The following is an 18584-nucleotide window of genomic DNA, read 5'->3' as shown; positions in this document are numbered from 1 at the left end:
ATCTCAGTTTTTCCGTGAACTAAGGTGAAGACTGTCGCGCACCTAACACTTGGCTACCTAGCATCGTATAGGGGGTGACGTGCCAAAGCTATCGCGGACCTTTGCTCCGCATGCGCGCGATGCCGGCAGCGGCTCGTCAGCTTGCCGAGACTAGCTGGAGACGCTTCGGTTCACTCCGCTGACAACGGATCAGAGCAAGTGCAAAGCTCCAGCAATCGTCGCACTGACCATCTTGCGTTTCGAAATTCGTCCGAGTTTCATCTTGCTGAGTTGCTCTAGCCCTTGGGATCAACCGCTCCGTGAGGGCTACTGATAATTGCTTCACCGCAGTCCAGCGTTCAGCAAATGCAGGTTACAGAACCAATGCAGACGCAATGCAGCAACCATCTCTAAAGGTCACACCCTCCTCAGGGGCGGCTTCCCTAATGTCTTCGATAAGTGTGGATAACCAAGCGCGCCCGAGAATCCGGCGCATAGGTCAGCCTGAAAGCGGCAATTGCGCCTCAGATGGAACCGACACTGCGTATGACCTCGCGCGACCAGATCCCAACCGATGCAGACACCCTGGAAAGGGTGGAGGCAGGTTTGCGCAAGGTCGCCACGCTCGTGGAAGTTGATCAGAGCTACTTGCCGATCTTCGAGCGTCTTCTTCTCGAGAGGGAGGCCCTCCTTAAGCGCCGCGATCTGATCGGTACTGCCAAGGTGTGGGCCAGAGGGTCTATCTGAGGATCACACCGAGGCCCGGGGCGACTGCATAATTGAAAACTGACCCGACGGAAGCTCTCGCTCTACCCGCAGTTGTTTCCAAGCCGTGGCTGAAAGTCGTGGCATCAAAGGTCAGACAACATGTGTAGCAAAATGTGTAGCAAATCACTAAAGTTGCGGGCAGACAGGCCACGATCGCACGCAAAACCCTTAAATATCAAACTAGTAACAATGCCCGATCTATGGGTCGGTGGCGGAGACGAAGGGAGTATATTAAATTTTCCAATCACATGTAATACAATAGTTATTTTCTAAACTAAATCAGACATACCTCATTCCATACCTCACAACTGGTCGGAGGACCTGAAGCAAATTGCAGAATTTTGATCCCCGCTTCATCCAGCCATGTACCCTGATCACACGCTCAAGAAGCTTGCCAAAAGTTCTGTGCAGGACCCAAACAAGTGAGCTTCGCTCCCGCGCCTAATTCCACAAATTTAGTTGGAGCAATCGGCCCAAACCAGACTCTGCAAAAACCATCCGTTGCTGCATCGCAGCTTCCCCAAAGCGGACTTGGCGCCACACTGAGCCAGGCTCGGGCCCATCGTTTCGCAATACGCTGCTTTGACGCCAATGGCACAAAGCCTCGCGAAACGGTTCGAGATGGATATGAAACGCTGCAACGGTTAGCTGATCTCAAAAGCACAGGCTCCAGGCGCAGGAATGTTAACAGCAATCATAGATGGCAACCGAAGTAGACCGATCCTTGGAACTGTAGAGCAATGCCCATTCTGCAAGTCTGAAATGATTCCGCGTTGTGGCGAAGTTAGGGTTCATCATTGGGCGCATAAAAGCAAAGCGGAATGTGATCCTTGGTGGGAACCAGAAACTGATTGGCATCGGAACTGGAAAAATGAGTTTCCACTTCGTTGGCAAGAACAAGTGTTTACTGATCAAGATACTGGTGAGAGGCACATCGCCGACGTCTACGCGCTGGCAGGCCTCACTTTGGAGATCCAACATTCCCATCTCGATCCCAAAGAGCGTCGAGCCCGCGAGGATTTTTATAAAAACATGCTTTGGGTGGTTGATGGATCTCGGCTTAAAGGCGACAGGAAAAAAATCCCAGGATCGCGGGACTCGCTCACGGAGATTATTCAAGGCAGCAAGTGAACAAATCTGTTCTTACATAGCGATGCCAACGAGCTTTTTCCAAGCGATTGGTTGCAAAGCCCGGTTCCAATTTGTTTTGACTACTTGGGCCCAAATGCCGAAACTGAGACTGCACCGACGCTACTATTTCTCCTGTATCCTGGTACAGTGCATGGTGGCCGTTTGGTTGAACCCCTGTCGCGCGACGGCTTGCTGCGAGCCATCTATTCTGAACGTGTGCACATGCCCGCTGTTCGCGGGATTTTGCAAAATGTGTCGCGACTGAGACTGTCGAGAAAGCAGAGCTAGCAGCGCCTGACTAAAAAGGATAGCTCTCCACCATTCGGCCCAAAGCCGACTTTATCCTATGGCAGCAATTGCGCTGTTGCGAAGTGCAAAAGCGGCCATCCAATGCAGGAGAAAATACAATGGCTGACTTTGCGGGCGCTCTATAGTGTTTTTACATCAAAGCTTTGCCAGTTTCCGCTGGTTCCGATACTACCTAGGGTCAGGATGCATTGATCTTTAACGCGCTGCGTGATTCTACGCGAAGGCATCATACCGCGAATGCGCTTTTTTGACGACTATGTACCGCAACGCGGTCGGGAGAATTTCACCCATGCCGGAGCGCTTATCTGGGGCATCCCGGACTGGCAGTATCTGCAAGAGTTGCGCGAGGAATGGAGCGGGCACCTGATCGTCAAAGGCGTCTTGCGACCCGAGGACGCCAAACGCATGGTTGATATGGGCGCCGATTGCATCTGGGTTTCCAACCATTCCGGGCGTCAGTTTGAAGCCGGCCCCGCGGTCATCAACCAGCTGCCAAAAGTTCGTGAAGCTGTCGGGCCAGCCGTCCCACTAATCTACGATTCCGGTGTCGCTTGGGGGCTAGATATTATGCGCGCTTTGGCCAAAGGCGCGGATTTCGTAATGGTCTGTCGGGCGTTTCAGTATGCGGTCGCTGCGTTCGGAGCCAAGGGCATTGATCATCTCGTACATGTTCTGAAAGCCGACATCACGGCCAATATGAGCCAACTGGGTGTTGAGCAATTGAACCAGCTGGCGGAACATCTTTTACCCGATGGGTGACCTGATCGCATGAAGCCCAGTGACTCACACACGTTAATCTGCGCGTCACCCGCACAAGCCATTCACAATCAGGTCTGCAGTTGATTGCGAACAGGCCATTGGCAGATCGTAAACGGTCGCAAGGCGTGTCAGTGCTTTGACATCAACGTCATGCGGCATGGGGGACAGCGGGTCGACGAAAAAGATGAGCGCATCAAGCTTCTCTTCGCAGATCAACGCGCCAATTTGCTGATCGCCCCCAAGTGGGCCGCTCTTAAGGCAGGTGACATCAAGCTCCGGGTAGGCCTCGTTAATACGTCCGCCAGTCGTGCCGGTGGATATGATACGCACATCCGACAGACAGGCCTGTTTGCGCCCTACCCAGGCTACGAGCTCATCTTTTCTTGCATCATGTGCAACCAGCGCAAAGCGCAGACCATTACCGGATGAATTGTTCAACGTAGTCTTCTCCCAGCCCGACTTCGGCGAAGTGTTTCCGGCAAAGATCTATCTTGGTGAAGACATCTTCGTATCCGGTAACTTCGCCCCACGGATCGACATAGCACATCACGCCATTGACTTGAAAATAGGTGACCATCTCTTCGACGTCGTCCGGGACAACAAGCGTGTGGGTTTCGCCCGGTGGTTCGTAGACATAGCCGCCCTCTTCGGCGACCCAATCGTGTTCCAGGTAATGCCAACGCCCTTTCAGGACAAAGCCATGGACTGGCTGGGGGTGTCGATGGCGCGACAGTACGCCTGCCTTTTTGACCTTCAGAAGGTTCATCCAATAGCCCTGCGACCGGTTCAAGCAGAGAGGCCGAAACCAGACGTTTTCCGCTTGAGGCACCCAGAGTTTTTCATCTTCGCTCATCGCGTCGGGGATCACGATTTCTTCTTGCGCGTCCTTCGGGAACGGCAGTTGATAAGGCATACGGGATGTATCGTTGTCGTTCATCGGTTCTTCCTCACATTGCAAGATAGCCGCCGTCGACCGGATAGACAGCTCCGGTGACGAAGCCGGCGTTTTCGCTCAGAAGCCATTGCACAAGCGCGCCAACTTCATCGGGTTTCCCCCATCGTTTCATAGGAGTTCGCGCCATGATCTCTGCTGTCCGATCTGGATCGTCGCGCAGGCCTTGGGTCATTTCCGTCTCAATCCAGCCCGGAGCGATCGCGTTGACCCGCACACCATCCTCTGCCCACTTGCCAGCCAGTGCCTTCGTCAACTGAGCGACACCGCCTTTTGAAGCGGAGTAAGCCGGCACCAAGGGCCCGCCAAACGTACTGAGCATTGAGGCCGTGTTGACGATGGCCCCGCCTCTTTCTGCCAACAAAGAATGGGCAGCAAGGCAACAGCGCATGGTACCGGTCAAGTTCACATCAAGAACCTTGGCAAACACGTCAATGTCGTATTCCTCACCCCGCAAAAGAATGCCTGCACAATTCACCAATGCGTCGAGACGCGTCAGGTCACTAAATACCGCATCAACAGAGGTCTGATCTGTAACATTGAGAAGCCGGACGGTAATCCCACCCTGAGGCTCGAAACTGTCCAGTTCGGTTTGGGACACGGATGCGGCGACGACGGACCATCCAGCTTTGGCGAGCGACCGCGCTATCCCCTCGCCAATACCCCGTGTACCGCCCGTGACAAGGACCTGTTTCAATCTAATTCCTCCAATGCGCTGGTGAAGGCGCGCGCGCGCCTACCGATATCATCCAATGCATAGCTCGGTTTGAAAAGTGCTGACCCAAGACCATACCCGTCCACACCCGCAGCGTGATACGCGGCCATGGTTTCCGGCGTGATCCCGCCTACCGCCGCCACCACAGCATCTTTAGGCAAAACGGCCCGCAAGGCGGCGATGGCTGCTGGCGGCACCAGTTCAGCTGGAAAGAACTTGAGCACGGATGCACCAAGGTCCAAAGCGGCAAATGCCTCGGACGGGGTCATGACGCCTGGACACCAATACAGCCCGCGCGCAACTGCTGCGCGCCCGACGTCAGGGTTCATATTCGGTGAGACGATGATACGCCCCCCTGCATCTGCGACAGCGTCGACCTGGTCTACTGTCAAAACAGTGCCTGCGCCGACAATGGCCGTTTGCCCGTGGTGTTGCGCGATCACTTCGATCGAAGAAAGCGGTTCAGGAGAGTTCAGGGGAACCTCGATGATCCGAAAATCAGCCTCGACAAGCGTTCTTGCTACGGGCAGCGCATTTTTCGTTTCAAGCCCCCTTAGGATCGCAATTAGCGCGTTTTGAGAAAGAGAAGTCGCAAGATCGATCATCCGACCAACCCCGCGGCCCGGGCAATAAGGAAATGACCCTTCGCAACGATGTCATCAGGCGCATGTCTGCTTTCATAGCCGGCAGTTTTGAGCGCTATTTCGTATCGGTCTGACAAATCGTTTCGTCCGACAATTGTGATTGCACCAAGATCTTCAGCATCGTCAGTTGCAGCTGCGATCTCGGTGGCGACTAGCAAGCCTGACATGTAGTCGGCCGTGGCAACTTTCGGGATTTTTCCCATAAGTGGAAGCGTCCTGACATGAAAAAGGCTGTGCAATAGATTTGATCTGCCCTTAAGCCCCGCTTTAACCCCCATCACGAACGCTTCTTCGTTGAAAGCATCGTCTTTCATGAAGGTGCCGAGGATGGTGTGCCCTTTCAAAGCGGCGAAAATTTCGCCCGTCATGTAGGTCGAGAAGTCCAAGATCTGTCCGTCAGCAACCTGAACCCATTTGCTGTGCGTTCCCGGCATCACGAATGTGCCTTCGTTTAAGCCAAGCGAAGAAGCACCAATAATCTGAGTTTCCTCGCCCCGCATGACATCCGGCCCTCCGGCGTGCTCGGTTGAGGCCCCCGTCACAAAGTGGATTTGCGAATTGATCATCGCTTCATGCGGGACCAGAGCCCGCGCTAGATCACCAGCACCTAACGGCATCTCGGCATAGGGTGTTTCCACCCAGCCATTTCGACTGGTGATCATACCAGAGGCAAGGATCGGCAAATCGGCGTTGACAGTCCAAGGGCTGATGAGGCGGTCAAGAACCGCCTCAAAAGTCTGGCTTTCAACCTTCATAATGCCCTCAGAAGACGACACGCCGTCAATCACGTCACCGTCCGCGCTGATAAGAAACGCGCGAAGCGAAGACGTGCCCCAATCAACGCCGATCAGGGCAGGCTCAGATGCGACCGAATTCATTTAGCAGGTCCTCTACGGTTTTGCCTTGGGCTACCCATTCGCGAGTCTTCTCCTCACGATCCGCTTGCTCTTGAGCAAGGCGCACAGTTTCTTCAGCGATTTCCTGTGGGATCACGACGACGCCCATCAGATCGGCCACGATGAAATCACCCGGGTTAACGACGACGCCCCCGCAGGCGATAGGCACGTTGATCGAAAGCTCTTCTTTGCGTTCAGAGAACATTGTGTGTGTGCCACGCGGCGTGATTGCCCGTGTCCAGATCGGCCAATTGATGTCTTCCAATTCATCCGTGTCGCGCCCAGTACCATCAACGATCATACCGCGGATGCCACGGTTCTGGGCCAGTCCACCCATCAAACCGCCACAGACCGACGTTTGCTGATCCCCGCCCGCATCCACAACAATCACGTCGCCGGGCTGCGCCATTTCAAGCGCCTTCAGTGGATCAACAAGATCGCCTTTTGACAGCTGAACCGTTACGGCCTGCCCCGTCACTTTCGAGCGGAAAGCTGGTTTGATGGCGCTGTCCATTACACCCGTACGGTATTGAACATCGGCGAATATCGCGGCGGCAGAATAGGCCTCCAGCACATTGTCGAATTTCTTCAGCAGGTCCGGGTTGCGTTCAAAATCGTTAAAGACCCTCAAGTCCGTGCTCACGTCTGGCATTTCTATCTCCTGTTATGCGGTTGATACGGCCAACGCTTCGGCGTTGACGGTGTAGTCTGGTTTTTGCCCGGTCAGGACCTTGGCCACCTGCGTGGCTGCTGTAACCCGCGCTGCGAGAATGGACTCCTCAGAGTAGTAGGCCGCATGGGGTGTCACGAGGACGTTGGGCAATGTGAAAAGCGGGTTATCATCCGGTGTCCAGTTGGCCCGCTTGGCGGGCTCTTCTTCAGGGTCGTCGAGCCCAGCTGCTGCCAGATGGCCCTCGGTTAGCGCCCGGAACAGCGCCTTGTTGTCGACCGTCGGCCCACGACCTGTGTTTACGAGGATCGCACCCGGCTTCATGGCTGCAAATTCGGCATCGGACAGGAAGTGATGCGTGTCTGGCGTCATCGGTGCCTGCATCAGGATGTAGTCGGACCGCGCAAGCAGATCCTTCTTACTCACCAATTCGACACCAATCTTCGTGGCGATCTTTGCTGGAAGAAACGGATCATACGCAATGACCGTGACCCCGAAGGCCTGCGCCCTCGCGACAATGGCTTGTCCGATCTTGCCCAGCGACACAACACCCATTGTACGACCGCGCAACCGGTAAACGGGCTGCCCGCTTTGCCACTGCCAGACACCGGAATGCGTGGCCCTGTCATATTCTGGCAGCTTGCGGGCTAGTGTGAGCCAAAGGGCAATTGCGTGATCTGCGACCTCTTCCGTGCAATAGTTTTGCACATTGGTGACCAAGATGCCTTTGTCCGTCGCTGTGCCGACATCCACGATATCCACACCAACGCCGTAGCGTGCAATGACCTCGCATTTCTGCATCCGTTTGATCGTTTCTTTCCCGATCCGGGCATATTGATTGATCATTGCAGCGCAGTGAGGAGCGATGTCGAACAGATCTTCCTGACGCTTTGCCTGAAGCGCGATCACCTCGGCGCCGGCGGCTTCAAGAATTTCCGTCTCAACTTTGACGTCTCCAAAGTCGTAATCGGTGATCACGACCTTGGGCTTGTCCGTTCGGGGGTTGAAGTTGGCGCGATCAGTCATAGGCACCCGCCGAATATGTCAATTCGTAAGAATGGCTGTAGAGCTCGAAGATGTTGCCGAACGGGTCTTCCATATAGACCATGCGATATGGCTTCTCGCCAGGATAGTACTTGCGCACCTGTTGCATGCGTTGCTTACCGCCCAGGCTTTCAATGATCTTGACGCGCCCTTCCAGGTCTTCGTCTTGAACACAGAAATGGAACAAACCGCGGCGCCAGTATTCAAATGGGCGCTCTTCTTCGATAGTTTTCGGGAATTCGAACAGCTCGATCCCGACGCCGTCACCCATTGATAGGTGCGCGATACGGAATTTGCCCCACCCTTCGCCAAAAACGTCGTCACACATCTGACCGATGGCGCTTTCGTCATGCAGGATCTCGGTGGGCTCCATCAACACGTAAAGACCGAACGCTTTGGAGTAGAACTCCACTGCCTTTTCCAGATCCGGAACTGTGATGCCGATATGAGAAAATGTAAGTGCGGCCATGGCTGGCTCCTTTGTGCTGGTGTCAGAGAATGTTGCGAACGATGCCACCTTCGATCCGGTGTGCCGCGCCGTTCGAGGCCGTGCTTGCCGAGATGGTGACGATCATGCGGGCGACTTCATCCGGCTGGACGAAGCGTTGGATCAGCGATGTGGGCTCATCCGATTTGAAGTAGTTGTCGACAATTGTGTCGAGCGGCTCACCTTTTTGATCGGCGAGCCCGTCAAAGTATGCCTCGACCCCTTCGGTCCAGGTCGGGCCGGGCAGGATCGAGTTGACGCGTACCTTCGTGCCTTTAGTTAATTCTGCCATACCACGGGTCAGACCTAACATGGCAGTTTTGGTGACAGAGTAATGCACCATCTGTGGAAGCGGTTTAACGGCGGCTTCGCTGGCCATGTTGATAATGGCCCCCTCCCCTCGCTTCAGCATAGCGGGCAGGAAAATCCGGCTCATCCGAACAGCGGACAAAACGTTAATATTGAAGTAATGCAACCAGTCCTCATCGGACAGATCCTCGAACGGTTTAACCGAGAAAATGCCCACGTTGTTGACCAATACATCGACCTCACCGCGTGCCTGAGCAAAGTTCGCCAGCGCCTCGGCATCAGCGGTCTTAGTCAGATCAGCGGCAATGCCTACCACTTCACCCAGCGAAGAAAGATCGTCGACGCAAGCGACCACTTCCGCCTCGGTCAAGCCATGCACGATGACCCGTGCACCTTCTTCCAGATAGACCTTGGCTGTCGCTTTGCCGATCCCTGACCCTGAACCGGTTACCAAGACCAGTTTATTTTTTAGCCCCAGATCCATCTCAGGCCTCCTTCTTTACGTTTGATGATTGCTTTGTTGATGAGCGGCCGAAGATGCGCCCCATAAGCGCCGAGATTTCGGCTCGCCACATGTCGATGCCAACAGCCAGCAGAATGATCAGCCCCAGCACAATGTTCTGAACCGAGGACGGCGCTGCATTCAAGTTCAGACCGTTCTGAACAATCACGATCGTCATTGCACCCATTAGCGTGGCAAGGATGTTGCCCCGCCCACCCGCAAGGCTAGCCCCACCAACTACGGCTGCGGCAATAGCTTGAAGTTCAAGTGTCTGACCATAGTTCGGCGAACCGGAATTCAGGCGCGCCGACATCAGAATCGCGCCGACTGCCGTCATGAAACCAGCGATGACAAACGTCGTTGTCTGTACCTTGCGCACATTGATACCTGTCAAGACGGCGGCGGCGGGATTGCCGCCAACTGCATAGATTTCACGGCCCAGTTTGGTAAAATTCATCGTGAACGCAGCAAGAGCATAGAAAAACACGAGGTAGAAGAAGGGCAACGGTACGCCTAACAGTTTGCCGTAGAAAATCGGTTCCAGCGCCGGATCAAGAGAGAAGATCGGCGAACCGTTGTTGAAGGTCAACGCAAGCCCCCGGAAAGCGATCAGGGCTGCCAGCGTAGTGATGAAAGACGGGATGCGCCCATAAGCGGTAATCAAACCGATAAAGAGGCCCAGTAATCCGCCAATCAAGAGAATTAGCGGCAATGCCAGAACCAACGGGATGCCGATGAATTTCAACATCTGCGCAAGGATCATGGTCAACAAAGCCACCATTGACCCAGAACTCAAATCAATGCCGGCCGCGAAGATTACAATGGTAGACCCGATTGCAATCAACGCCACGATGCTCACTTGCAAGGATAGGTTCGACAGGTTGCCGGGGTTTAGGAACCGCTCTGTCGTGAGTGCCACAATCAAGGCAACGATCACCATCGCCGCGAATGGCCCGATCAGCTGAGTGTCAAAGATCCGCTTCATGCGAACGCCTCCTTAGACTTGGAATGGGGGATGTCGGCGGATGCACGGACCAAATCATCATGTGTAAGGTCCGATGCATTTACCGTGCGCGCGATCGTGCCGTGATGGACAACAGCAATCCGATCACTCATCGCCAACAGCTCGTCATGGTCTGAGCTGATCAAGATGATGGATTTGCCAGCGCGGGTAAGCTTGTTGATCAGCTTGTAGACCGCAATCTTCGCGCCGATATCGATCCCTTGTGTGGGTTCGTCAAGGATCAGTATGTCTGAATCCGAAAACAGCCATCGTGCGATCACGATTTTCTGCTGGTTGCCTCCAGACAGAAAGTTAACCGTCTTTTCCTCGGCTTGGGTCGAGATTTCAAGGTCACGGATCAGGTCGTGAGTGGCTTGTTCTTCGGCCTTCAAATTCAGAACGCCGAACCGGCTCAACCCCCCAAGGGAAGCCGCGGTGACGTTTCCACTTGCGCGGAAATTGAAGAACAACCCATCGAATTTTCGGTTCTCGGGGACCAAGGCCAGTCCGGCACGGATGGCATCGATTTCCCCGCGGAAGCGAACTGGGCTTCCGTTCAGCGTAATCTGCCCGGCCGTCAGTTCATCTGTGCCGAACAGGGCGCGGGCAATTTCCGTGCGACCGCTGCCGAGGACGCCGCCCAACCCAAGAACTTCCCCGCGGTGCAGCGAAAACGAAACGTATTTCACACCAGATTTCGTTGCCAGATCGGCTGCTTCCAGCACGACTTCATCGCTGGAATTGTGTTCCTTGGGATAATGCTCGCCAATATCTTCGCCAACCATCGCGCTGACAATCTCGGAGACGTTGATTTTGGTTTCGCCGCTTGCTCGAACAACGCACCCGTTGCGAAGAATTGTCACTTCATCGACGATCCGCTCGACCTCATCCAATCTGTGCGACACATAGAGGATCGCGGTGCCACGTTCGCGCATGTTGCGCAGAAGTTGGTGAAGGCGTTCAATCTCATCCTCACCAAGTGCAGCCGTCGGTTCATCAAGGATAATCATGCGCGCATCCATAGCGATGGCTTTTGCAATCTCGACCAATTGCTGCTCGCCAACGGACAATGTTCCGGTGATGGTGTCTGGCGATACATCAACATCCATCTCTGCCAAAACCTTGGCAGCATCGGCATGCACCTTGGCCCAGTCGATCACACCCAGCCGCGAGCGGGGCATGTTACCAAGGAAGATGTTTTCGCCAACCGACAAGGTCGGCACGATTGAGAATTCCTGAAAAACCGTCGCAATCCCCAGATCACGCGCTGCCTGCGGGTCGGTGATCGTAACCTGCTCGCCTTTGTGCAGGATTTTACCGCTGTCGGGTTGCTGCACACCGGACAGCGTTTTGATCATTGTGGACTTTCCACATCCATTTTCACCCAGCAGACCATGGATCGAGCCGGGCATAAGCCGGATACAGACCTTGTCGTTCGCCAAGACACCTGGATAGGCCTTAGTGATATTGACAAATTCCCAAAGGGGCGTCGCGGATTTCATCGCGGTTACCTCGACATGAGCGTGATTAGTGATTGATTTGCATCCCCGGCAGTGCACACGCACCACCGGGAAGCAGGGAGAGTGCTTAGTACTCTTTGGACGGCTGCGGGAAGAGCTTCTCGGGCTCTTGCAGCACCGTGATCGCGCCAGCTTGATCTTCGATGGTGGTCGGGGTTTCGATCCAGCCGCCGGGATAAGTGCCATTCAGTGCATCCAGGGTCGCGTGCATCGCAGCCTTACCCATCAGGAACGGCGATGTGTTCACCGTTGCGGTGATGTTTCCAGCAGCGATTTCCTCAAGGCCAGAGGTGTCGCCATCATTGCCAAGCAGCACGATATCCGAACGGCCGAGCGCCTTGGCTGCAAAAGATGCGCCGATGATCATGTAGTCATTTGCCGCAAAGATCATGTCGAGATCCGGGTTCGATTGCAGAATATCCATGCCAGCAGTGTTCCCGCCCTCGACATTCCATTTACCGTCGATCGATACCACAACGTCAAAGTTTTCGTTGCCCTCGATCCCATCAAGGAAACCGCCCACGCGTTCGGTCGAATGGTAACCGGGCTGCCCCTCGATGATCCCGACCTTCAGGGGCTTGTCGCCGTAGTTTTCGATGACCCAATCTGCGATGTTGTGGGTGCCATTGCGTTGCGAATAGCCGACCACACCATGGATTGGTGTCGGGAAGTTAGGAATATCCGAATTGATCATCATGACAGCCATTCCACCGTCAACGGCCTGCTTCAGCAGAGGTGCGGCAGCGAATTCGTCGTGGGTTCCGAAGATGATCGCATCTACATCCTGTGTCAGCACATCTTGGATCATGCCCATCTGACCGTTGATGTCTGCACCAGACTGGGGCGCCAGCATGAAGACTTCGACCCCCGCTTCGGCCGCTACAGCTTTGATGCCTTCGCCAATGGCAATGTAGTAGTTGAACTCGGTTGCCGGCGGCATGTAGGCAATCCGGAACGTGTCGTTCTTGGGGGCAATTGCATCAATTGATGCCTGAGCGCCATCTTGAAGCGGAACAGGTGCCGGATAGTTGTCTGCCGAAGCGACCGTGGCTGCCACGGCAAAGCCCGCAGCAAGCGTAGTGGTCATAAGCGTCTTAAACATAGTTATTTCCTCCAGAAGTGTGTTGGTTATCCGTTGAATGGCGCATCGATAACGCCGCAAATGCCGGGTTTCACGGCAAAGAGGCCGCCAGATTCCGGTTCTTTTGTTAGGTCTTCTTCGCCACTCATCAGCCGCGAGGTCGTGATGAAAAGCGTATCGAGATCAGTGCCGCCAAACGTACAACAAGTCGGCTTCCAAACAGGCACGTCGATCACGCGGTCGATCGTGCCGTCCGGCGCCACACGCACGACGCGGTGGCCTTCCCATTCGGCATTCCACACGCCGCCTTCCGCATCCACGCAGGAGCCATCAGGTAGGCCAGGTTCTTCCTTGAAAGAGGCGTGTTGCCGGCGGCTTGAAACGGAGCCGCTTGCGGTGTCGTAATCGAACGCAACGATTTCTCGGTCCGGTGTATCGGCAAAAAACATCGTTGCGCCGTCCGGCGAGAAACATGTCGAGTTGGCACAGGATACGCCTTCGATGATCGTGCGCACCTTCAAGTCCGTGTCGATACAAATGACGGACGAATCGGCTTTGCCCGAAACTTCGTTCATTCCGCCAACAATCAGCCGCCCCTGCCGATCTGTGCGCCCATCATTCAGGCGCGTTTCGGGGTTGCCCGACTCAAATTCTGTCACGAGTGATTCTTCGCCCGTGTCAGGATCAAACAAAACGACGCGATCCGCATAGGCCACAATCAGCCCCCCGGATGCACGCGGAGCAAAACAGCACACGCGTTCGGCCATTTTGCGAGAGGCACTTTTTAACGTCGACGGATCAAAGGACCAAAGCGTACAGCCTTCAATATCAGTCCACCAGACAAGCCCGTCTGCGGGATTCCAAAAGATCCCCTCACCGTGTTGGTTTATACAATCAACCACCAGTTCAGCACGCACTTTTGGACCTCCCACAGTCATATTCTGATATCTGATATACCAGCTTGCCTTATCTGGTGTATCAGATATCTTCGACCGTGCAACACATTTTTTGGAGATCACGCTCATGGCCATTGAAAGACCTAAATCTCTCAGAGAACTCGCGCTGGAGCATCTAAGGAACAGTATTGTCGACGGCTCGTTAAAGATGGGTCAGATCTTGTCGGAGCGAAAAATCTCTGAGGATCTAGGTGTGTCGAAGTCGCCAGTCCGTGAGGCCCTTGCACAATTGCGCGATGAAGGACTTGTCAGCATCGAACCGCAAAAAGGTGCCCGTGTGTTTTCGCTGTCCGAGCCAGAAGTGGCCCAGATTTGTGATTTCCGGCAAGCGATCGAGACCGCTGCATTTGAATTGGCACTTTCGCGTGATCCTGAGGGCTTAGCTGAAGACATGCAGCGCGTGGTGAAAGACATGGAGCGAGAGCGCAGCCGCGACGACGAAAAGGGATATCTTTCGCTTGATACTGCTTTCCACCAGCTGATTTTCGAACATGCGGGGAACGATTACCTTACGGCCAGCTACACCCGCTACATCGGTAAGATTGCAGCATTGCGAACCCATTTGGCCAAACTACCCCAACACACCGAACTTTCTTTCGACGAGCATACGAAGATCGCGCAAGCGGTTCGTGAAGCGGACATGGACAAAATCAAATCGCTACTCACAGCACATATCGATCGTACGCGACAGACCTACCAAAATGCAGCCATCGTCCTTGAGGGGGCCCTCACACCTTGACGTAACACGCTGATTTTCTCCTGTCAGGGCGGACCAAATTTGGGTCTGCCCTTTTTCATGCCGCGTCCAAAATGTGCTTTTGCAATTGACATCTGAGATATCAGATGCCAATCAGGAGGCGAGAGGAGATTTGAATGACGGTGTCGACGAAACCTGACCCAACAAACGCGCAGCCGCTTATCCAGCTGGATAGGGTAGGCAAGAATTTCGGAGCAAATATCGTTTTAGGCGGTGTCGACTTCGAAGTTATGCCGGGCGAAGTTCACGCGCTCTGTGGTGAAAATGGCGCTGGGAAATCCACCTGCCTAGGGTTGCTCTACGGACTTCACCAGCCATCAGCTGGGCGCATCCTTTGTGACAGCAAGGAACAGAGGATCGAAAGCCCCTCACACGCCCAATCCCTTGGCATTGGTTGTGTTTTTCAGGAGCTCAGCCTCGCAGGTGCCCTGTCTGTAGCAGAGAACATATATGCGGGTCGTGCGCCCACACGAATGGGTGTCGTCGACTGGCCCGAACTGCGCCGCCGTGCCGAAGCACTGTTGGCAGAATTTGGATTGAACATTGACGTCTCGATGCCCGTGGACAGCCTGCCAATCAGCTCTCGTCAAATTGTTGAAATCGCCAAGGCGCTATCCCTTAACTCGCGCGTCCTGTTACTGGATGAGCCAACATCAGCATTGGCACCGGATGAAGTTGATGCGCTGTTTGACGTGCTTCGATCCCTGACTCAAAAGGGGATTGGCATTGTTTATGTCAGTCACCACATGACCGAGATCTTTCGGATTTCGGACCGTATCACGGTTTTGCGCGATGGGCGCCATATCAGCACATTGCCGGTATCAGAAACGTCTCAGGAGCAGGTCGTTGCCGAGATGATCGGCGGCGCGCATCCCGGCGATGTAAACCGCTCGGGACAGATTAGCGGCGACGAAGTATTGCGTGTCCGCAATCTTACGCATCCCGGCGAATTTGAAGACATCTCGTTTTCAATTAAGGCCGGAGAGATCGTCGGCATGGCTGGGCTGATGGGCTCTCGCCGCAGCGAGATCGTTCGCTCTATCGCCGGGTTGTTGCACGGCTCAACCGGCGAGATTGAGATGCATGGCAAACCTGTTAGTTTTACCTCTTTGCGGCAGGCGATGCGCGCTGGAGTCGGGTTTGTTCCTGAAGAGCGCAAGACCGAAGGCCTCTTTCTTGAACAGACACTCAGCGACAATCTGATTGCTGCCAGCCTTGACGAACACTCCTCCTTGGGAGTCATGCGCGCAGGTTCAATTAGGGCGGCCAGTCGGGCAGCCATCGACGCCTTCAGTGTCAAAACCAGTGGCATCTCCGAATTTGTCGGCGACCTTTCAGGGGGCAACCAGCAAAAAATCATGTTGGCCAAATGGCTCAAACGTGCTCCCGGACTTCTGATCATCGAAGAACCCACCAAGGGCGTCGATGTCGGGGCCAAATTCCAAATCCACACCGAACTTCTGCGCTGTGCAGCAGAAGGCATGGGCATCCTCGTCGTGTCATCAGATTTCCCAGAGCTCGTTTCGCTCTCAACGCGCATTCTTGTCGTTCACGAAGGCCGCCTTATGGGCGATGTGGCGGCGGCTGAAGCGACCGAGGACACTCTCCTTCAATTGGCTGCAGGAAATACAAATCCACCAGCAGCTGCACCGCAACCTAGTCAATCAGGAATAACGACGTGACCATGACCGCTCAAGCCAACTTGCCCACGAAGCGGCCGCTGCTGCGCCGCGTCCTTCAAGCCTTTGTCGACATACGCGAGCTGACACTGATTGTTTTGATCGCCGCCATCATCATCGTGATGTCGAATGTCAATCCATACTTCCTTAGCTTCTCGAATTTCCGGGCCGTAGCCGTGGGGATGGCACCCACCGCAATCATCGTAATCGGGATGGCGATCCTGCTTGCGTCAGGTGGATTCGACCTTTCTGTCGGCTCTGTGATGGCTCTTTCCTCAACCGTCGTCGCAATGCTGCTTCTGACCGGCATGCCCATTCCAGCCGCCGTGGTTTGCGGCCTTGTGCTGGGGGGAATTGTGGGTGTCGTGAACGGTGTGCTGGTGACGGGTCTCGGGATCAATCCGCTGATCGCAACCCTAGGAACTATGTCTATAGCGCGCGGCATTGCGCTTGTTCTGACCGAAGGGTTTTCAGTATCCAGCTTGCCAACCTCATTCGCTTGGATCGGCAAAGCCGAATTCGGAGGATTACCAGTGATCGTCCTATTCACCGTTCTTCTGGTTGTCCTGTTTGATCTGGCTGTGCGTCATACGCGCTTTTTCCGGCAGGTCTATTTCATTGGTGCCAATGAAAATGCTGCGATGCTATCGGGCATTCATGTCACTCGTGTGCGCATCATCCTTTACGCATTAACGGGTGTGCTTGCAGCTTTGGCAGGTGTCTTGCTGGCATCTCGCTTGATGAGCGGCACGCCGACGGCGGGTAACGGCATCGAACTTCAAGTTCTGGCGGCGGCCGTCATTGGCGGCGCATCCTTGCGTGGAGGAGAAGGCACGATCCTCGGTGCATTCTTGGGCGTCGTGTTCGTCGCCCTGATCAACAACACCATGACCATGCTGGCCGTATCCATCTACTGGCAGATGATCGTTATCGGCGGCGTGCTCGTCACGGCGGTTGCACTGGACATGCTGATCCGAAGCAAGCGGGGGTGAACCCGTAAATCCACAAATCAATAACAACCAATGATCCAACACAGGGAGATCACGATGACTGAATTGAAAGTAAACCGGCGCAAGCTTCTGACAGCGGGGACCACCGCTGGAATGGCGGCTGCATTTGGCCTACCCATTCTTTCCAAAGAGGCCATGGCGCAAGCGGCGGGCAAAGAATATGTTTTCCTGTCTATCGTCACGCAGGTGCCGTTCTGGGTGGACTATCGCAATGCGATGGAAGACCTTGAAGAACTGATGGGGATCAAGGCGACCTTTACCGGCCCGCTTGATTTCGACACCGCGGCACAAGCGCGTCAACTGGACGAGCTTATCGCACGCCGCCCAGCTGGCATCCTCATTTTCCCCGGAGACCCCGCAACACTAGCCCCCGGCGTTGAACGCGCAGTTGAAGCCGGAATTCCGGTTACCTGTTGCATTGGTGACATCCCCGAAAGCCCCCGGTCCACCTTCCTTGGCATCAACGGCGTTCAGGCCGGACGTGTTGGCGGCGAAATGCTGGCACAAGCAATTGGTGGCAAGGGCAAAGTCATCCTCGGTACGTTCCCTGCACCCTCAACCTTGGAACGGGTTGAAGGCTACAAACAGATCTTCGCCGAGAAATACCCTGACATCGAAGTCGTCGATGTCGTCAACGACAAGGCTGACCCGTCCTATGCGCCGACTGCTTACTTGCAGGCCATTCAGGCGAATCCCGACATTGTCGGCATTGGTGGCACTGATGGTGATAGCGGCAAGGGCGCTGCGATTGCGGTCAATGAGGCGGGTCGTAAAGACATCAAAATTGTCGCAATGGACCGCAATGACGACATGCTGCCGTATATCGAGGACGGCACGATCCACGGCGCAGTGGCGCAGAAATCCTATCTGGAGATCTTCCTCGCTTTCCATATGATGCATTGGCAGAACACGGATGCGCTGAAAGTGTTGCCTGATTGGAAAGCGGCCGGGATCAACCCGCTGCCCGAACGCGTTGAAACCGGCGTGATGCCAATCACGGCTGAGAACGTCGCGCAGTTCAAGCATACTTAAATAGGTGTCCCGGCGCGTTTGCGTGTGCCGAGACGACCATCGGAAGGGGCCAAAATGTCGTTCAGATGGCGCGTTCATCACCTTGAGCAGAGTGATCTGCGACTAACCCTTCTACCTGGTATCGGGGGACGATTGTGGGATGTGAGTTTCCAAGGAAACTCACTCCTCTTCCAAAACCCTGACCTCGATGGACTGGCACTAGAAGGCACGCAGCCCTCCGACCTGCCAACGCGTTCTCCACAATTCGGCTTTCCGCTCTGGGGAGGGGAAAAAACATGGATCGCGCCAGACACTTCCTGGGCAAACGGCGCCCCATTTCCCGCGTTGGACAGCGGGTCTTATCACATCACTTCTATGAGTGGCTCACAGATCGTAATGGCC

At 54.8% G+C, this 18584-nt stretch carries 20 protein-coding genes; 7 read left to right on the top strand and 13 right to left on the bottom strand.

The genetic code is table 11. From position 1 onward, the window contains the following. Positions 1–507: 507 nt before the first annotated feature. From D1820_RS15575 to D1820_RS15565, 3 genes are all read left to right on the top strand, one after another. Complete coding sequence (locus D1820_RS15575) at positions 508–726, top strand: hypothetical protein (protein WP_118069681.1); 219 nt, start codon at positions 508–510, stop codon at positions 724–726. A gap of 702 nt (positions 727–1428) precedes the next feature. Then, complete coding sequence (locus tag D1820_RS15570; protein ID WP_118069680.1) at positions 1429–1878, top strand: competence protein CoiA; 450 nt, start codon at positions 1429–1431, stop codon at positions 1876–1878. Between the two features lie 546 nt (positions 1879–2424). Continuing rightward, a complete protein-coding gene (locus D1820_RS15565; RefSeq protein ID WP_254683326.1) occupies positions 2425–2946 on the top strand; it encodes an alpha-hydroxy acid oxidase in 522 nt (173 codons plus the stop codon). Positions 2947–2991: 45 nt separating this feature from the next. Here the strand turns inward: D1820_RS15565 and D1820_RS15560 are convergent, their stop codons facing one another. The 13 genes from D1820_RS15560 to D1820_RS15500 form a co-directional block, all read right to left on the bottom strand. Next, positions 2992–3384, bottom strand: a complete 393-nt coding sequence (locus D1820_RS15560) for a methylglyoxal synthase (protein WP_118069679.1) — start codon at positions 3382–3384, stop codon at positions 2992–2994. Beyond that, positions 3365–3883, bottom strand: coding sequence for a 2,4'-dihydroxyacetophenone dioxygenase family protein (locus D1820_RS15555; protein WP_118069678.1), 519 nt, complete (start codon positions 3881–3883; stop codon positions 3365–3367). Before D1820_RS15555 ends, D1820_RS15560 begins: the two co-directional genes overlap by 20 nt. Positions 3884–3893: 10 nt before the next feature. After that, positions 3894–4595 carry an SDR family NAD(P)-dependent oxidoreductase gene (locus D1820_RS15550; RefSeq protein WP_118069677.1) on the bottom strand — a complete coding sequence of 234 codons (702 nt, stop codon included), beginning with the start codon at positions 4593–4595 and terminating at the stop codon, positions 3894–3896. Beyond that, positions 4592–5218 (bottom strand): 2-dehydro-3-deoxy-6-phosphogalactonate aldolase, encoded by a 627-nt coding sequence (locus D1820_RS15545; protein WP_118069676.1) that lies wholly within the window; start codon positions 5216–5218, stop codon positions 4592–4594. Before D1820_RS15545 ends, D1820_RS15550 begins: the two co-directional genes overlap by 4 nt. After that, on the bottom strand, positions 5215–6135 hold the full coding sequence (locus tag D1820_RS15540) for a 2-dehydro-3-deoxygalactonokinase (RefSeq protein ID WP_118069675.1): 921 nt from the start codon (positions 6133–6135) through the stop codon (positions 5215–5217). The genes D1820_RS15545 and D1820_RS15540 overlap by 4 nt, the downstream gene beginning before the upstream one ends. Continuing rightward, positions 6116–6805, bottom strand: a complete 690-nt coding sequence (locus D1820_RS15535) for an RraA family protein (protein ID WP_118069674.1) — start codon at positions 6803–6805, stop codon at positions 6116–6118. The genes D1820_RS15540 and D1820_RS15535 overlap by 20 nt, the downstream gene beginning before the upstream one ends. 12 nt (positions 6806–6817) lie before the next feature. Continuing rightward, complete coding sequence (locus D1820_RS15530; protein WP_118069673.1) at positions 6818–7849, bottom strand: C-terminal binding protein; 1032 nt, start codon at positions 7847–7849, stop codon at positions 6818–6820. Continuing rightward, on the bottom strand, positions 7842–8336 hold the full coding sequence (locus D1820_RS15525; protein ID WP_118069672.1) for a lactoylglutathione lyase family protein: 495 nt from the start codon (positions 8334–8336) through the stop codon (positions 7842–7844). Before D1820_RS15525 ends, D1820_RS15530 begins: the two co-directional genes overlap by 8 nt. 22 nt (positions 8337–8358) lie before the next feature. After that, positions 8359–9147, bottom strand: a complete 789-nt coding sequence (locus tag D1820_RS15520) for an SDR family NAD(P)-dependent oxidoreductase (protein WP_118069671.1) — start codon at positions 9145–9147, stop codon at positions 8359–8361. Between the two features lies 1 nt (position 9148). Next, positions 9149–10150 (bottom strand): ABC transporter permease, encoded by a 1002-nt coding sequence (locus D1820_RS15515; protein ID WP_118069670.1) that lies wholly within the window; start codon positions 10148–10150, stop codon positions 9149–9151. Further along, positions 10147–11670: a sugar ABC transporter ATP-binding protein gene (locus tag D1820_RS15510; RefSeq protein ID WP_118069669.1), complete on the bottom strand. Its 1524-nt coding sequence runs from the start codon at positions 11668–11670 to the stop codon at positions 10147–10149. The genes D1820_RS15515 and D1820_RS15510 overlap by 4 nt, the downstream gene beginning before the upstream one ends. Before the next feature lie 85 nt (positions 11671–11755). Further along, a complete protein-coding gene (locus tag D1820_RS15505; RefSeq protein WP_118069668.1) occupies positions 11756–12790 on the bottom strand; it encodes a sugar ABC transporter substrate-binding protein in 1035 nt (344 codons plus the stop codon). A 26-nt stretch (positions 12791–12816) separates the two neighbouring features. Next, the gene (locus tag D1820_RS15500; RefSeq protein ID WP_118070250.1) at positions 12817–13686 is read right to left on the bottom strand and encodes an SMP-30/gluconolactonase/LRE family protein; all 870 of its coding nucleotides are present in this window, start codon (positions 13684–13686) and stop codon (positions 12817–12819) included. A 106-nt stretch (positions 13687–13792) separates the two neighbouring features. On the opposite strand from D1820_RS15500, the gene D1820_RS15495 reads away from it, so the two are divergent. From D1820_RS15495 to D1820_RS15480, 4 genes are all read left to right on the top strand, one after another. Next, positions 13793–14464, top strand: a complete 672-nt coding sequence (locus D1820_RS15495; protein WP_118069667.1) for a GntR family transcriptional regulator — start codon at positions 13793–13795, stop codon at positions 14462–14464. Between the two features lie 134 nt (positions 14465–14598). Continuing rightward, positions 14599–16164, top strand: a complete 1566-nt coding sequence (locus D1820_RS15490) for a sugar ABC transporter ATP-binding protein (RefSeq protein ID WP_118069666.1) — start codon at positions 14599–14601, stop codon at positions 16162–16164. 2 nt (positions 16165–16166) lie between these two features. Next, a complete protein-coding gene (locus D1820_RS15485; protein WP_254683398.1) occupies positions 16167–17153 on the top strand; it encodes an ABC transporter permease in 987 nt (328 codons plus the stop codon). A gap of 54 nt (positions 17154–17207) precedes the next feature. Next, positions 17208–18203, top strand: a complete 996-nt coding sequence (locus D1820_RS15480; protein ID WP_118069664.1) for a substrate-binding domain-containing protein — start codon at positions 17208–17210, stop codon at positions 18201–18203. The last annotated feature ends 381 nt before the right edge of the window (positions 18204–18584 follow it).

It is taken from the genome of Phaeobacter sp. LSS9, from assembly GCF_003443595.1.
In the GTDB taxonomy this organism is placed as follows: domain Bacteria; phylum Pseudomonadota; class Alphaproteobacteria; order Rhodobacterales; family Rhodobacteraceae; genus Phaeobacter; species Phaeobacter piscinae.
The sequence above is the reverse complement of the archived record's forward strand: the minus strand, read 5'-3'. Positions and strand labels throughout refer to the sequence as shown.

Excerpts from the sequence above, each read along its gene's own strand:
- D1820_RS15515 (WP_118069670.1), bottom strand. The coding sequence starts at position 10,150 with ATGAAGCGGATCTTTGACACTCAGCTGATCGGGCCATTCGCGGCGATG.
- D1820_RS15520 (WP_118069671.1), bottom strand. The coding sequence starts at position 9,147 with ATGGATCTGGGGCTAAAAAATAAACTGGTCTTGGTAACCGGTTCAGGG.
- D1820_RS15545 (WP_118069676.1), bottom strand. The coding sequence starts at position 5,218 with ATGATCGATCTTGCGACTTCTCTTTCTCAAAACGCGCTAATTGCGATC.
- D1820_RS15565 (WP_254683326.1), top strand. The coding sequence starts at position 2,425 with ATGCGCTTTTTTGACGACTATGTACCGCAACGCGGTCGGGAGAATTTC.
- D1820_RS15495 (WP_118069667.1), top strand. The coding sequence starts at position 13,793 with ATGGCCATTGAAAGACCTAAATCTCTCAGAGAACTCGCGCTGGAGCAT.
- D1820_RS15505 (WP_118069668.1), bottom strand. The coding sequence starts at position 12,790 with ATGTTTAAGACGCTTATGACCACTACGCTTGCTGCGGGCTTTGCCGTG.
- D1820_RS15490 (WP_118069666.1), top strand. The coding sequence starts at position 14,599 with ATGACGGTGTCGACGAAACCTGACCCAACAAACGCGCAGCCGCTTATC.
- D1820_RS15530 (WP_118069673.1), bottom strand. The coding sequence starts at position 7,849 with ATGACTGATCGCGCCAACTTCAACCCCCGAACGGACAAGCCCAAGGTC.
- D1820_RS15575 (WP_118069681.1), top strand. The coding sequence starts at position 508 with ATGGAACCGACACTGCGTATGACCTCGCGCGACCAGATCCCAACCGAT.
- D1820_RS15480 (WP_118069664.1), top strand. The coding sequence starts at position 17,208 with ATGACTGAATTGAAAGTAAACCGGCGCAAGCTTCTGACAGCGGGGACC.
- D1820_RS15510 (WP_118069669.1), bottom strand. The coding sequence starts at position 11,670 with ATGAAATCCGCGACGCCCCTTTGGGAATTTGTCAATATCACTAAGGCC.
- D1820_RS15570 (WP_118069680.1), top strand. The coding sequence starts at position 1,429 with ATGTTAACAGCAATCATAGATGGCAACCGAAGTAGACCGATCCTTGGA.
- D1820_RS15540 (WP_118069675.1), bottom strand. The coding sequence starts at position 6,135 with ATGAATTCGGTCGCATCTGAGCCTGCCCTGATCGGCGTTGATTGGGGC.
- D1820_RS15555 (WP_118069678.1), bottom strand. The coding sequence starts at position 3,883 with ATGAACGACAACGATACATCCCGTATGCCTTATCAACTGCCGTTCCCG.
- D1820_RS15525 (WP_118069672.1), bottom strand. The coding sequence starts at position 8,336 with ATGGCCGCACTTACATTTTCTCATATCGGCATCACAGTTCCGGATCTG.
- D1820_RS15535 (WP_118069674.1), bottom strand. The coding sequence starts at position 6,805 with ATGCCAGACGTGAGCACGGACTTGAGGGTCTTTAACGATTTTGAACGC.
- D1820_RS15485 (WP_254683398.1), top strand. The coding sequence starts at position 16,167 with ATGACCGCTCAAGCCAACTTGCCCACGAAGCGGCCGCTGCTGCGCCGC.